The sequence below is a fragment of the Bacillus sp. EB V-12 genome (assembly GCF_056158125.1).
This window is the reverse complement of the sequence record NZ_JBUXJL010000002.1, coordinates 344,626-359,870: the sequence shown is the minus strand read 5'-3', so window position 1 is coordinate 359,870 and position 15,245 is coordinate 344,626. Positions and strand designations below refer to the sequence as shown.

The following is a 15,245-nucleotide window of genomic DNA, read 5'->3' as shown; positions in this document are numbered from 1 at the left end:
GATTAGCTTCTAATGTATTCTATTCGATTTCTTTTCATTTTAATTCTGTAATTCATATGTGTCAACTTGGATTTTAAATTTTCTTACTAAACTAAAATATTGGCATACTTCGAGCCCAATGATTTTTCAAATCAGCAAATTCTTTTGGTAACTTACTATTTTCATTCCATTCTAATTTATATGCATTTACTAACACCGTAGCCATTGATTCACGGTTCATTACTCCATTTTGATTAAAATTACCGTTCTTATCATTTTCAGAGTTCATCCATAATTTCACAAATAAGATATTGCACTCGCCGTAACCGTTAATCCCTTCTGTTCTATGTATATCTCCTCCTTGTTGGTCATATGAAGCTTTAAATATATGGCACCACAGCTTAATCAATACATAAAAAATGAGGCAACCACCTTCAAAGATGGTTGCCTCATTTTTACACTTGCATCGCTTTCTCTCTCAATGCTCTTCTTAACAACTTACCAGTCGTATTCTTCGGTAATTCTATTAAAAACTCAATGCTTTTCGGCACTTTATATTTCGCTAAATGTAACGTACAGTAATGCATTAGTTCTTCTTCTGTTACGTTCGTTTGTTTCAGAACGACGTAAGCTCGCACTGCTTCTCCTAAGTTTTCATCAGGAACACCGATTACAACAACTTCCGCTACTGATTCGTGCGTATATAATACTTCTTCTACTTCACGAGGGTATACGTTATAACCGCCAACTAAGACGATATCTTTTTTACGATCAACGATATAGAAGTAACCTTCTTCATCCATTTTCGCCAAGTCACCTGTATATAGCCAGCCGTCTTTCAATGTCGCAGCTGTATCTTCTGGTGCATTATAGTATCCTTTCATAACGTTAGGTCCGCGAACGATTAATTCGCCGACTGCGCCGACAGGTACTTCTTCCCCAAGTTCATTTACAATTTTATTTTCTACATGCCAAATATTTGTGCCAATCGACCCTGGTTTACGAGGACGATCTAGCGGATTGAAACAAGTAACTGGTGATGCTTCTGATAAACCGTATCCTTCTGAAACAATAACGTTAAAACGTTTTTCAAAGTTTTGTAGAAGAGCAACAGGCATCGATGCGCCACCGGAAATACAAAGACGAAGCGTCTTCACATCTTCTGCGCTTGCTTCTTCAAATAAATATAAATAATTGTACATCGTCGGTACGCCAGCAAAGATCGTTGGTTCGTACGTACGACAAATACGGAATACTTCTTTCGGACTAAATTTCGGTAACATTAAAATCGTTGCCCCGTTCACAATCGGTGCATTTACCGCAACTGTTAAACAGAATACATGGAACATAGGCAGTGCCGCAACAACACGGTCATCAGCCGTATATTGTAAATACGAAGCCACATCGCTCGCATTACTATATAAATTTTTATGTGTAAGCATAGCGCCTTTCGGTTTTCCAGTTGTACCCGAAGTGTATAGGATAACCGCTACATCTTCTTCATCTAGTTCAGGACCTTCGTAAGTTGTATCTCCAGTCCCCACAAAACTAGTAAACGTTTTCATTTTTTCGGTTTCTGTATGGTTAAAATCTGATGAGGTTTCGCATATGATGATGTTTTCTAATGAAGGAAGTCTTGTTGTAAGAGATTGTATAACAGGTAGAAGGACGTCGAGTACGATGATTGTTTTTACATCTCCATTTTGTAAAATATAATGCATTTCGTCTGCTGTATAAATTGGATTAACTGGAATAACAGTTGCTCCGGCTTTCATTGTTCCGTATAAACCGACCAAAAAATGTGGTGAGTTCCCAACAACTAATGCGACATTGTCCCCTTTTCCAATGCCCATTTCTGCTAAATTGCTAGAAAACCTTGTGACCATTTTGTTTAATTGGTCATATGAGACCGACTGATCCATAAATATATAAGCCGGTTTATCCCCCTTCTTTTTTGCCGTTTCAGCCAAAGATTGAACGAGATTCACAAAAACCCCACCTTTATAAAATTTAGAATATTTAAAAATTCTAAATTAATTATATTAAAAGAAAATTAAAGTGGCAAGTGATATTCTATTAACTGCATATAGACAGACCACCTTCTCTTAGTTTACTTTGGAAAAATAAGGGGATTTTATTTGTAAGTAATTTATGAAACTAGACCAGAAATCATTTTAGGATAATATGCATTCATCTTTTCTCTAAGTTTATTAAGTTCCTCTTTATTTAACGTCGTATGCTCGCCGTGCAAGTTAAGAGCGTCCGCTCCATCTTCATGAAAATACACCGTAACATATAACATCGGTAACCCTTTGTTGTTTTCATCTATTGATAAGACGACATCTGGCGTTTTATTAACAGTGCTGAATGTTTCATTTCTTTTCCACTTCTTATTTTGAAACATGTCTTGTATATCATGTATCTTTCGTTTGTGATCTGTATGCGTAAAATATATAACATTATCCTCAGCCGGTTTTCCGATAGACAAAATTGTACGACTTGAGGGCAATCCACTGTTACACGCTGTCATTCCGATGACGAAGCTGAGTAATAATACAACGTACATCACCCTTTTCATTTCGATTCGCCTCCTTTTGAATATATATATTCCTTTATAAGAGGCAGATGTCCTGTGATTTTATGTTTTGCGGTAAATGAAATTATATGAGCGATTTTTCAGTTATATCGACTTACCGACAAAACCTGACAATCTACGCAAAAAGAAAGAGGCTGCCAGTTACGGCAGCCTCCCTTACTTTTAGAAGAACAAATGTAAGAAATCTTCTGTTGTAATATTACCGAAGTAGCGTTTAATATCTACGCCTTCTAAAGCTGCAGTAAATGCATCTTTATCAAATTGTATACCTGTTAGACGCTCTTCAATATCATGAACATCTAGTGAACCGAAGAAGTCGCCGTAAATTTTACATTCTGTTACTGTTCCTTTTTTCACTTCAAGACGAACATCAACTTGTCCAACTGGGAAGCGGTGTGAATGTTGTAAGTTGAACTTCGGTGATTTTCCGTAGTTCCAATCCCAATTTTGGTAACGTTCTTCAGAAAGTTTATGGATTGCTTTCCAATCCTCTTCTGTTAATTCATACGTTGGGATTTCTGTTTCTCCTTCGAAAATTGTTTCTAGAAGAAGTTGTCTAAACTCCTCTGTCGTCATTTCTTCGTTTAGGAACTCTGTAATGTTCGCAACGCGGCTACGGATTGACTTAATTCCTTTTGATTGAATCTTATCCATTTTTACTTTTAACGCTGATACGACGTGATCGATTTCAGAGTCAAATAGTAACGTACCGTGGCTGAACATACGACCTTTCGTTGCGAACTGTGCGTTACCTGAAATTTTTCTACCTTCAGCTAAAATGTCGTTACGACCACTTAGTTCTGCATTTACGCCTAATTTACTAAGCGCTTTCGTTACAGGCTCTGTGAATTTTTTGAAGTTGCTGAAACTGTCTCCATCATCTTTCGTAATAAAACTGAAGTTTAAGTTTCCTAAATCATGATATACTGCGCCTCCGCCTGATAGACGACGAACGACATGAATACCTTTTTCTTTTACGTAATCTGCATTAATTTCTTCTACTGTGTTTTGGTTTTTACCAATGATAATCGAAGGCTCATTAATGTAAAACAGTAAATATGTTTCGTTAATATCTAAATTCTTCACACAATATTCTTCAATCGCTAAGTTTATTCTAGGATCTGTAATTCCTTTATTATCAATAAATAACATCGTATCACCTCATGAGTTCCATACGTAGCCACTATGCGCTAGCGTAATGTGACCACTGAAAATTTGTTTTGCTTCTGTTACTAAATCAGATGGGTTGCCTGTATGCGGTAAGTGCGTTAATAAAAGTTCTTTTACATTCGCATCTTTTGCAATACTTGCTACTTCTGTACTATTCATATGTCCTGCTTTTGCAGCCTCTTGATGTGCATACATATTACACTCACAAATGAAAAGATCAGCATCTTTTGTGAATGGAATGAATTCAGGAATATAACTTGAATCAGCGCTGTATACTACAGCATCATCTCCAGCTGTAATACGCATCGCAAAGCATGTAACAGGATGAACAGTTTTTAAGAATGAAATCGAGAACGGTCCAACTTGAAGTGTTTCTTCTGGATTGTACGCGATTCCTTTCGTATGCGGTTCATGCGTTAAAGAGTTGAATCCATTCTCATCAAATGTATGACCGTATATTGGTAGTTCTGGTAGTTGCCTTGTTGTCGCACTCGTAATTAGTCTCGCATATTGCAATACCCCAATGTCTGCAACATGATCGTGATGATAGTGCGACAGTACAACTGCATCTATATCAGACGGTGTTATATATTTTTGAAGCTGTGCTAGTACACCACTACCACAGTCTACAAGTAAACGAAAACCATCGTGTTCAAACAAATACCCCGACGTTGCTTCTCCCGCTTCTGGAAAGCCGCCCCAAAAGCCGACAACAGTCATTTTCATATGTATCCATCCTTTCTAAAACCGAGTAGAAATGCATGTTTTGCTTACATCCTACATTGTTAACTATAATCCATTTCCTAAACTTTTTCATTAATTTTCAATTTTGTTATAAAACAGTTGTTGACTTTTATTTTTTGTACTAATACAATGATAGTAAGAAATGGAAATGGAGGGATTGACATGATCGATCAACCAATGGAGTTTTTCAGAAATTTACCGACGAAAACTTGTGCACACTGCGGGAAAGAAATTGATGAGCAGCACGAAGCATACCATAACAAATGTGATGATTGCGTTCACGAAGAATAGTAGTTTGTGAACAGAAAAAAACCTAGCAGACATAGTCTACTAGGCTAATAACATCTTATCCTTCATCGTTGAACCTTTCACCAAGAGCTCCAGTTCAAACTCATACAATTCTTTTTTTCGATAATTTTTCGTATGAATTTTATCCATCATTAGGTCGACAACTTTTCGGGCCATTTCATCAATTGGCTGTTCAATTGTCGTAATACCTGGTTCTGTAATCTGCGATAATATTTGATTATCAAAACCGATAACAGCGAGATCATCTGGAATGCTCCAGTTATGGCGTTTCGCCTCTGAGATAATTCCAGCTGCTACCTCATCGCCTCCTGCCAAAATCGCGGTAGGATTTTTTTTGTCCTTTAATACTTCATGGAATATTCGTTTTCCATCTTCCCAAGAGAAAGCGTTTTCAAGAAAGTCAATCGCTTCTACTTGGCGGCTCTTCTCAGTTATTGCACGTAAAAAGCCCATTTTTCGCTGCTGGCTAACGACTTTGGTTTCGTTACCACGGCAAAAAATAAGATTACGATATCCTTGATCTAACACATGCTTCGCAGCTATGTATGCTCCTTGCGCATGATCAAATTTCACTGTTGGAATATTTGCTTCCTCAATATATTCATTACACAACACGATTGGACCGTGCTGTAAGTATGGCTCTACATCTTCCCACGGATTTTCTAGTGAACATAGAATAATCCCATCTACTTGTTTCGTAGATAATAATTGTAAATACTCCATCTCTTTTTCCGGTAAATACCTTGTTTGACAAATAATCAGTTTATATTTATGTTCAGAAGCAGCAATCTCGATTGCTTCGATAAATCTACTGAAGAAAGGATTTGTAATCCTTGGAACGAGCACCGCAATTGTTTCCGTTTTTTGTTTACGAAGCCTTCTCGCCGCAGAATTAGGAACGAAGCCTAAATGCTTCATTGCTAATTGAACCCTTTTTTTCTTCTCATCTGAAACATATGGATGATTATTAATCACCCTAGAAACCGTTGTCCTTGATAACCCCGCTAATTTCGCCACGTCCTCTATAGTCGACACGAAATTCTCCCCCTTTGCATGAAAACGTTTTCTTAAATTGATTATATAGTATATTATTGGAAACTGCAATATCGGTTGTTATGATTTTACTATATTAATATTATACATAGGTAAAAGTCTGTTAATGCAGGGGAATTTATACTGCTTTTAGAAGTTTACAGTAGGTATATTTATAAAAATTTGAAGGTGATATTCCATGAATCGGACAGATCGTTTATTAGCTATATTAATTGAATTACAAAGAAGACAAACTGTTACAGCACAAAGCTTGGCTAAAAAATTCGAAACTAGTATAAGAACTATTTATCGAGATATGGATGCACTTAACGAATCGGGTGTTCCTATTTATTCAATGCCTGGCTACGGCTATTCATTAATGGATGGTTATTTCTTACCACCCATTCAGCTTACGCCTGAAGAGGCTGTTACTCTTTTATTAGGCGGTGATTATATCGAGAAAACTTTCACTTCTTCTTTTTCTGTACATGCACGATCAGCAAAAGAGAAACTTGAAATTGTTCTCCCTGCTGATCAACAAAAGAAAGCCCGGGAATTACGAGGAACTTTTCGTTTTCTTTCTCCTATATTTTCGCAGCAACAACCTGAACAAAAAAAACTTGAAAACCAACTGATTCTGTTGCAAGAATCTATACAAAAAGAACAAGCTGTCTCTTTTTCTTATCGTAAACCGAGGGAAAATACAAAAATGCAGCGGACCGTCCATCCTTACGGCTTAGTCAATATTTCGGGAATTTGGTACATCGTTGCACATTGCTTACTTCGAAAACAAATACGCAATTTTCGTTTAGATCGTATGGATACGTTACAGCAAGAACAAGAATTCTTTACAAAGCCAAAAGACTTTTCTTTACAAAACTATAAACCTGAAAGCAATCGGACTGTTACGGTTCATTTACTATTTCCATCACATATTGCGCATAAGATTATTGAATCACGCTACTTTTTTATAGATTCATACGAGCATAGAGATAGCAGTTTTCACGTTTTTTTGAAATCAAGAAACATAGACGAAGTATTTCAGTGGGTATTGAGCTGGGGAAGCCAAGTGAAAGTACTTGAGCCAAAAATTCTTTCTGAGAAAATTCGTGATGAAGCAAAAAAAATGTTAAAACTTTAATTTCACTACTGACATAATGTTGTCAGTAGCCATCCTTTATATTAGGTATTAACAAATACATTTTTATAAAAAGGAGTTAACACTATGAAGAAATTTGAGGAGTTAGCAACGTATTACATAGAGGAATTAGAAAAGTACTCTATAGAGCAATTTAGGATGAAGCCTTCTAGTGAGGAATGGTCTCTTGGTCAAATGTATAATCATTTAATTGCCTCCACATACATGCAGTTAAATGCAATCACAAAATGTAAAATAGAAACACCATCAATAACTAACATAAAAACAGAGATGGGTGAAAAAGTATATAAACTTGGTGCTTTCCCAAATATACAAATTAAAGTACCAAATCATCCTGGATATACACCTGAAAATCCAGCCACCAAAGAAGAAATGCAGAAACAATTTCTAGAATTAATTACAATTGTAAAAAATACAGAGCTAACACTTTCTTCTATTCCAAGTGATTGTAAAGTCGAACATCCTGGGCTTGGTTACTTAAATGCAATAGAATGGTTTCAACTTATTTCTATGCATTTTGCTCATCATCTTCGTCAGAAAGAAAGATTGGAACTTAAGATTCGCTAAATTTTAACATTTTCACCAAAAAGAGACTGCCAATATTGGCAGTCTCTTCACTAAAATATGTACCGCCTATACAATTACTCATAAATTCCCACTTTCTATCAATAGAATACTTCTCTTTTTTATTCAATATAAAACCCCATCAATACGTCATCTCCATATGATCCATCTTCATATTTAATTTGCTTTCGTTGTCTACCTTCTTCTACAAAGCCCATACGTTTGTACACTTTAATTGCCCGATCATTAACAGAAACTACACCTAAACAAATTTTTTCTAAACCTTTCTGCCCTTTCGCCCATCTAATAAGAAATTCAATTAATTTCGTGCCTATGCCTTGATTACAATACGCCTCTTTAATCCCCATTCCCATTGTGCCTGCGTGTTGTAACCGTTCTAGTTCATATCGGTTGAAAATTAAAAAGCCAACTACCTTCCCATCTACTTCATACACGATATAAAGATTACCTTTCTCATTACTTTTCCGTATCTTTTCTCTTTCTGCATTCATATCATTCGGTAACTTCTTTGGGGATACTATGAAAAATTTTGTAGTAGTTTCCGATAATATAATTTCTTTTCTAATATTCATAATTGCTTCTGCATCAGTCTCTTTTACTAACCGTATCATTGAATCACCTCGTACTTTTTCTTTTTAAAAATAATATTACAACTATAAAACGGCCAATATGCAATATTACATATTGAGAATCTTTTTACTCTTGATACAATATTCATATATCAAAATAAAAGGAATGTATACAATGAATCCAATCTTAACAGCTGCAAAACAACTATTACATAAAGAAGAAAAAATTTTATCTACTTTAAAATGTTCACTTACTGGCTATACGATTACGCATAAAGTCCCGTATCCTGGCATGTTACTTGCTACTAATCAAAGACTTCTCTTTTTTAGCCAATATAAAAATACATTCATTGCCGAATTTGATTATGAAGAAATTCTATCCATAGAAACGAAGAGAAGAATCTTTGACAAAAAAATAATATTTTACTATGAAGATGAATATATAACGCTTGGATACATTACAAGTTCGAATGTTGAAGCGTTCATAGACTTACTACAAAGAAACAGCAAGACTAGCACAGGCTTATAATCAGCGGGGATCCCCTCGCTGATTCATTATTTTAACTCCTCCCACTTCTTCCAAACTTCTCTCCCGTTTATACAGTACATATTATCCTCTCTATTCATAAACCCCTGTACAATAAATTCACGTCTAATTGTACAAAAATCATCATGATATTGTTTTATAAATGTATTAATTTCTTTTTCTGTATATTGATTTTCAGCATTTAACTTGCTAATTAAATGCTCTAACAATACTAGTTTTTTCTTCTTTTGACCTGGAATCGATTTTAAACGATCCTCTTTATCGAAAAAGTTACGAATGGTCGTATCCCGGAATTTCATTTCACTTTCAGTCATTTTGTTATCCTCCATCACTTTTTTTCTTTATCTTTTCACTTAAAATATCAATAAAGTAATATCCACTCATTAACACATAATAGAACGTAAGTATTCCAAATGCATCTTTCATACTTGTATATACTTCTTTATCAAACAATATAGGTGAAAGGGCATAAACAAGAAAGATTATTAGCGGATTTACGATAAAATAATAAGTAAGATTGCCTTTCATCATATCAACTCCTCTACCCTATGTTTCTCTGTAAATTGTTGTAATTCCTTTTCTTTCGTTTCTATAGCTTTTAGAAAGATTTATAGATGAACTAAGGAAAAGATGCCCTCTATTAAAATAAAAAAGCACCAAAAAGGTGCTTTTTTCTAAGCTTCAATCGATTGATTTTCCGCAATATTTCTAAATTGTCGTTTGTGCATCCAAGTTAAGGATGCAATTGTTCCAAGTGATAATACAACAATGAAAATCATGAGCACCCCTACGTTTTGCCACATGAAGTCAAAGTCTCCGCTTGATACGACTGCTTTCAGTCCTGATACAGAATATGTCATCGGTAACCAAGCATTGAATGGTTGTAAAAACTTCGGAATCAACTCTAACGGGAATGTTCCAGCACTTGTTGTAAGCTGCATAATTAATGTGATGATGGCGATAAAACGGCCTGCATCACCGAATGCTGTTACTAAACATTGAATTAATGCGATAAACGCTAAGCTTGTAACGATGCTAAAGAGTATGAAATACGGAATACTTTGTACTTCTACACCTAATCCGAACAGTAATATAACATCTGCTACTACAGCTTGAATAATACCGACTGATAGTAATACGCCGAACTTACTAATAAACCAACTAAACCCTGATTTTGGAACGCCGACTGTATCGCGTAATGGGTATACGATCGATAATAATAATGCCCCAACGAATAAACCGAGTGATAAGAAATACGGCGTAAATCCAGTTCCGTAGTTAGGAACTTCCGCCATTTTCTCTGTCTTCACTTTTACAGGACTTGCAAACATATCGTACGTTTTATCAGTTCCTTTTACTTCACCAGTTTTCTCTGCCCCTTCGCCAAGCTTCTCAGCAAGTTCACCTGAACCGTCGTTTACTTTTACGAGGCCATCTGTTACTTTGCCTGATCCGTCTGCTAGTTTATTTACTCCATCGATTAGCTGGGTTGAGCCTGTTGACATTTTATTTAGACCACCATTTAGATCGCCCAGACCTGTTGTTACTTGATTTGAGCCATCTGCTAATTGATTTACGCCACCTGCCATTTGGTTTGCCCCTACAGATAATGTTCCTAAACCACCTGTTACTTGACCAGACCCATCTGCTAATTTGGATACTCCTACAGATAATGTTCCTAAACCGCCTGTTACTTGACCAGATCCATCTGCTAATTTGGATACTCCTACAGATAATGTTCCTAAACCACCTGTTACTTGACCAGACCCATCTGCTAATTGATTTACTCCTGCAGATAATTGACCTAATCCTGCTGTCACTTTTCCAGAGCCGCTTTGTAATTGCGTTACGCCATCAATTAATTGAACTGATCCATCTTTTAATTTATCGGCACCTATTTTTGCATTATCTAACCCCTCACCAAATCCATGAAACTTACTAACAAATTCATTTTGTGCATTCGTTAGTTTCTGAATACCACCTGCTAGAATTTTCATCCCTTCTGGATTTGGTAATTTGTTTTGCAGTCCATTTGTTGTTTGATGTATTTCGCCTTTTACTTGTTTTACTTCTTCATTTAATTTATTTGTTCCACCTGCTACTCCGGTAGCTTTTTGCTGAACTGTCCCTGTACTTTTTACAGCACTTGCTATGAATGGTTGTAACTGCTCTTGATATTCTTTTGGTAAACTTTCAATTTGCTTTTGTAAATTTACTACCTCTTGCGCTGCATTTTTTGCATCTCCTGCTGTTGATTGCGTAAGTTCATTTAACTGATTTACATTCGCCCCAGCCGCATCTATTTTCTCATTTACTGTATTCAATATAGAAGGAATTTTCGACTGTATTTCCTCTAAGCCTGCAGCAGACTTTTGTACGTTACTATTTAAATCTTGTAATCCCTTTTGAATTTCTTGAGACGCTTTTTCTAATTGATTTTGTCCTTCAACAAGTTCTCCTATACCATTTGATAGATCAGTTGTTCCTGTTTTTAATTCACCGGATTTACTTACTAATTGGTTCAAACCACCGGTCACTTTCTCAGATCCATCACGTAATTCACCTGTTTTGCTATTTAACGTATTTAAACCGTCTGTTACTTTGCCCGAGCCGTCTACTAATTTCCCTATACCTGTATTACTATTTAATGCATGTAAACCATCTGTTACTTTGCCTGATCCATCTACTAGTTTCCCAATACCTGCATTGCTATTTAATACATGTAAACCATCTGTTACTTTGCCTGATCCATCTACTAATTTCCCAATACCTATCTGCATTTCACCGGTTTTGTTATTTAGCGTATTTAAACCATCTGTTACTTTGCCTGATCCATCTACTAACTTATTAGATCCATCTGCTAGTTTCCCTACTCCATCCTTCATCTCCCCAGACTTCCCTTGAAGTGTATGAAGGCCATCCGTCACTTTACTTGAACCATCATGCAGCTCACTTGATCCGTCGTGTAGTTTACTTGCTCCTTCCGCCCCATCTGCTAATCCTTTTGAGACGTCTTGAATGGAATCAAACATTTTCTCTGCATATGTTTTCGTTAACGTGCTTGATACTTCAGTTTTAATCTTTTCAATGGCTGTTCCTCCAATTTGTGAAGATAAGAAGTTTAAACTTTCGTTTGGAATGTACTCTAAGTTTAATGGCTTTGGATTGTCTTTTAGTAACGTTGTAGCGTTACTTGAGAAGTCATCTGGAATGCGCACTAACATGTAATACTTTCTACCTTCCATTCCTTTCTTTGCTTCTTTTTCACTTACGAACTCCCATTTAAAACTTTTATTATCTTTTAAATTATCAACGAGCCCTTTTCCGACCTCAATTGGTTTCCCATCAAATACTGCGCCTTTATCTAAATTGACTACTGCAACTGGTAAGTCATCTAACTGTTTATACGGATCCCAAAAGGCCCACAAAAACATCCCTGCATATAAAATCGGTACGAATAAGACCGCAATAATTGGAATTAATATTTTTTTACTTTTTATAATTTCCGTGAACTCTTTCCGAAGTAACTGATTCCCTTTCATAATTTCTCCCCCTTTTATAAAATGACCAAAATGTTCATATAGTCATTTTCACCCAAACAAAAAGGCTATACTTGTTCATACATATGCCTTATTCCCGAATTTATTACTATGCAACTTTTTCTCATTATGATTATATTTTTCTATATCCCCCCTTAACTTAAATATATGACCACATTGTCCATTCGGTCATTTTTTTATAAAATTAAAAGGATTATCTTAGTTTGACAATCCTTTTAGTAAATAAAGTTCAAATAACTCTGCAATTTTTTCTTTTTCTAGCGGTTCATGATTTTTTTCCCAATCAAAAATAAGCGATACATATAGACGAAGCATAATAAATGCTGTAATTTCTGGATCACATTTGCTAATTTCACCTTTTTCAATCGCAATCTTTAAATACGATTGAATAACAGAAACGATTTCCACATCAACTTGCTGCATAACTTCTTGTACTTCTTTCGTTCCCATATCGCGCTCTTCTTGAATTAATTTAATCATGAGCTGATGTTCTTTTCTAAATTCCAAGATGCTATATAATGCTCTATGTACATTTTCAAAAAATGAAACATCTGAACGAATTGCACTTTCTGCAACTTGCTTCATTTCTGTAATTAAATTAGAAATAATTTCACCAAATAGCTCTTCTTTATTTTTGAAAAAAGTATAAATCGTTCCTTTTCCTACATTCGCTAACTTCGCTACTTGATCCATCGTTGTTGCTTTATAACCGAACGCTGAAAAAGACTTTGTTGCAGCCTCAATAATAGAACGTTTTCGATCTATTGCCACATCATCACCTCCAAAAATGACCAATTGGATAATATAGTCAATCAGTACATCTTTGATATTACCACACGCTTACATTCTATACAAGTTCTCTTTTTATTATTTCCAGTATAAAAAAATTCCAGTCAGTGTATATCATACTTTCCATAGTTTATCAAAAAGTATACTTGTATGGAAAGCTAGAATATATTCGTAAATAATTGCTGACTAGATCCCACTAGAAATTTAATAAAATAGACAGTGTTCTTAAAACCAAAGGTTTAAGAACACTGTCTATTATTTTGACATAGAAAGTAATATTTTCTCCATTTCTTTCTTAGTTAGCTCATCATCGATTATCTCTTCGTATATCTTTGTATCTCTTGTAAAAATATCATTCACTATGACAATTTGATAATCACTATTCTTACCTTGTGCTGGTACAAACATTTTAAGGCCTCTTAACTTCCCCTCTCCATGAGAAGATTTATTATATACCATTTCTTTCCCATCTAAACTATAACTTTCTAGATTCTCTACTCCAGGCATCATATAGTGTAGCGGATCCTTAGTGCCATTACCATTACCATCCATATACATCCTTGACTGATAAATCGTAAAACCATATTTTCCTTTTGTATATTCTGATTTAATAACTAATTCTACGTCTCTTCCAAAATATGAGTCAGCCCACTCTCTCTTTAACTCATAACCTTCAGGTATATAAGTCGGCTGCTTAATTTGATACGGTACATGTTTTTTTGCTTCTTCCATAGTATATGTTAAAGACTTCTGCAATTTATCATCAAAAGGTTTTAATTTCTTCTGAATAGTAGCTAGTCTTTCTTGATCAGCTTTCTTCAAGCGTTCAGGTTTATATTCCTTTGTATCTCCATCATAATTCTCAGGCACATTTTTCTTAACCATTGCTTTTTTCTGAATTTCGCTAGCCTCTTTAAATAATTGGACATATTGTTCAAATTCTTCTTTTGTAAAATTCTTTTCTGCCAAATACAAAAAATCTGTATCTCTTTTATATGATTTTATCGACATACCCCATTCTCTACTTGCATTCTCTGGTGTACCATATACTGTTTCTATCGCTTTTTCAAATGCAGGTTTATATTGCTTGTTTTCTACAACCTTTTCCTTTTGTCTTTCATCTCCCTCAGTTATCCTTGCATTTAATAAAAATCCGCCTGCTATAGCTGCTATAGCAATAATCCCAAGTAAAGAAAGACGATACGATTTCTTTTGGAATTTTTTAATCATAATGATTCTCCTTTTTAGTGTTCGTTTATTTCTACTTAAATTTGCTAGGCTTGGTACTTGATAGGAATAGTGTTGTAGAAGGGTAATAATTGTATGTCCGTATGCAATTTGTTCCTCTTTATCTATAAAAGTAAGTGCATATGCATCACAGGCTAATTCTTGATCTTCTCGCATACAAAAATAGGCGTACCAAAGAATCGGATTGAACCAATTTAATAGGATTAAACTGTACATAATCCAATTTACAGCTACATCGTTTCTCTTAATATGAGCTAACTCATGGTAAAAGACATATTGTAATTGTTGTTCATTTAATACTTTCATATGTTTTTTTGATAGTAATACTTTCGGGCGAAAGAAACTAAAAACCGTTGGACTTGCAATCTTTCCTGCAAGACGTAATGAAACTGCCTTCTTCATTTTCATAGACTGCTTACAGCGATTAAACACTGTAGTGACCTGTTCGTCCGTAATATCCGGTTGTTTCTTTATGTAAGAATATAAACGTCTATTTGTAAGAAACGTGATGGCTGCTACTATGATTACCCCAGCTAGCCACACATACAAAGCAAGTTTGTATAAAGAAAATGTAGTCTGTTTTTCCGAACTGACTTTTACTTCCGGTTCGCTAGTTTTTGTCACCATTTTAGAATTTGATTCCAATTCCACTTTTCGGTCGCTTTCTATGTTCACTATATTCTCAGTAGCCGGCATATTTTTTGGAATAACTTCCGATACGCTAGAACTATAAGAAAGTAATGAGTAAATGCTATAAGAGCTATCTGGCGACCACGGTAAAAGGAGTCTTATCATTAATACGATCCACAGCATATATTGCCACCGGGGGGTTAATTTATTTCTAAATAGAACTTTTATACATAAAATAAATCCGACTAATATGCTAGCCATAAGTGACGTTTCTATAAGCCAATCAAAAAAATGAGGAAGGTATACATTTATAAGCGTGTTTATCATT

16 protein-coding genes are annotated in these 15,245 nt (G+C 35.2%); 4 read left to right on the top strand and 12 right to left on the bottom strand.

Annotated elements, in window-relative coordinates:
- Positions 1–91: 91 nt before the first annotated feature.
- The 5 genes from ACZDYH_RS08430 to ACZDYH_RS08410 form a co-directional block, all read right to left on the bottom strand.
- Positions 92–268, bottom strand: coding sequence for a hypothetical protein (locus ACZDYH_RS08430; protein ID WP_001986183.1), 177 nt, complete (start codon positions 266–268; stop codon positions 92–94).
- Positions 269–434: 166 nt separating this feature from the next.
- Positions 435–1,967 (bottom strand): fatty acid--CoA ligase family protein, encoded by a 1,533-nt coding sequence (locus ACZDYH_RS08425; RefSeq protein WP_001055178.1) that lies wholly within the window; start codon positions 1,965–1,967, stop codon positions 435–437.
- A gap of 161 nt (positions 1,968–2,128) precedes the next feature.
- Complete coding sequence (locus ACZDYH_RS08420; RefSeq protein ID WP_434713719.1) at positions 2,129–2,557, bottom strand: hypothetical protein; 429 nt, start codon at positions 2,555–2,557, stop codon at positions 2,129–2,131.
- A 180-nt stretch (positions 2,558–2,737) separates the two neighbouring features.
- Complete coding sequence (locus ACZDYH_RS08415) at positions 2,738–3,727, bottom strand: lipoate--protein ligase (RefSeq protein WP_434713717.1); 990 nt, start codon at positions 3,725–3,727, stop codon at positions 2,738–2,740.
- A 9-nt stretch (positions 3,728–3,736) separates the two neighbouring features.
- Positions 3,737–4,471, bottom strand: coding sequence for an MBL fold metallo-hydrolase (locus ACZDYH_RS08410; protein WP_063535849.1), 735 nt, complete (start codon positions 4,469–4,471; stop codon positions 3,737–3,739).
- A 180-nt stretch (positions 4,472–4,651) separates the two neighbouring features.
- Between ACZDYH_RS08410 and yhfH the strand changes: the two genes are divergently transcribed.
- Positions 4,652–4,780, top strand: a complete 129-nt coding sequence (gene yhfH / locus ACZDYH_RS08405; protein WP_000567010.1) for a protein YhfH — start codon at positions 4,652–4,654, stop codon at positions 4,778–4,780.
- A gap of 39 nt (positions 4,781–4,819) precedes the next feature.
- On the opposite strand, the gene ACZDYH_RS08400 is transcribed toward yhfH, so the two are convergent.
- Complete coding sequence (locus ACZDYH_RS08400; protein WP_000103715.1) at positions 4,820–5,833, bottom strand: LacI family DNA-binding transcriptional regulator; 1,014 nt, start codon at positions 5,831–5,833, stop codon at positions 4,820–4,822.
- A gap of 196 nt (positions 5,834–6,029) precedes the next feature.
- Between ACZDYH_RS08400 and ACZDYH_RS08395 the strand changes: the two genes are divergently transcribed.
- Both ACZDYH_RS08395 and ACZDYH_RS08390 read left to right on the top strand, forming a co-directional pair.
- On the top strand, positions 6,030–6,971 hold the full coding sequence (locus ACZDYH_RS08395) for a helix-turn-helix transcriptional regulator (RefSeq protein ID WP_049107262.1): 942 nt from the start codon (positions 6,030–6,032) through the stop codon (positions 6,969–6,971).
- A gap of 84 nt (positions 6,972–7,055) precedes the next feature.
- Entirely contained in the window at positions 7,056–7,556 is a 501-nt protein-coding gene (locus ACZDYH_RS08390) for a DinB family protein (RefSeq protein ID WP_049107261.1), read from the top strand.
- A 119-nt stretch (positions 7,557–7,675) separates the two neighbouring features.
- Here ACZDYH_RS08390 and ACZDYH_RS08385 read toward each other — a convergent pair whose 3' ends face one another.
- Positions 7,676–8,185 (bottom strand): GNAT family N-acetyltransferase, encoded by a 510-nt coding sequence (locus ACZDYH_RS08385; protein WP_000620466.1) that lies wholly within the window; start codon positions 8,183–8,185, stop codon positions 7,676–7,678.
- 133 nt (positions 8,186–8,318) lie between these two features.
- Here ACZDYH_RS08385 and ACZDYH_RS08380 point away from each other — a divergent pair, with 133 nt between their 5' ends.
- Positions 8,319–8,672, top strand: coding sequence for a PH domain-containing protein (locus ACZDYH_RS08380; RefSeq protein ID WP_001068223.1), 354 nt, complete (start codon positions 8,319–8,321; stop codon positions 8,670–8,672).
- Positions 8,673–8,698: 26 nt separating this feature from the next.
- Here ACZDYH_RS08380 and ACZDYH_RS08375 read toward each other — a convergent pair whose 3' ends face one another.
- From ACZDYH_RS08375 to ACZDYH_RS08355, 5 genes are all read right to left on the bottom strand, one after another.
- Positions 8,699–9,004, bottom strand: coding sequence for a DUF2087 domain-containing protein (locus ACZDYH_RS08375; RefSeq protein WP_000140290.1), 306 nt, complete (start codon positions 9,002–9,004; stop codon positions 8,699–8,701).
- Between the two features lie 4 nt (positions 9,005–9,008).
- Positions 9,009–9,221, bottom strand: a complete 213-nt coding sequence (locus tag ACZDYH_RS08370; RefSeq protein WP_025710375.1) for a hypothetical protein — start codon at positions 9,219–9,221, stop codon at positions 9,009–9,011.
- Positions 9,222–9,364: 143 nt separating this feature from the next.
- Entirely contained in the window at positions 9,365–12,232 is a 2,868-nt protein-coding gene (locus tag ACZDYH_RS08365) for a YhgE/Pip family protein (RefSeq protein WP_474886156.1), read from the bottom strand.
- Between the two features lie 216 nt (positions 12,233–12,448).
- On the bottom strand, positions 12,449–13,021 hold the full coding sequence (locus ACZDYH_RS08360; RefSeq protein ID WP_000963381.1) for a TetR/AcrR family transcriptional regulator: 573 nt from the start codon (positions 13,019–13,021) through the stop codon (positions 12,449–12,451).
- Positions 13,022–13,294: 273 nt separating this feature from the next.
- The gene (locus ACZDYH_RS08355; protein WP_088361827.1) at positions 13,295–15,244 is read right to left on the bottom strand and encodes a M56 family metallopeptidase; all 1,950 of its coding nucleotides are present in this window, start codon (positions 15,242–15,244) and stop codon (positions 13,295–13,297) included.
- Position 15,245 lies beyond the last annotated feature (1 nt).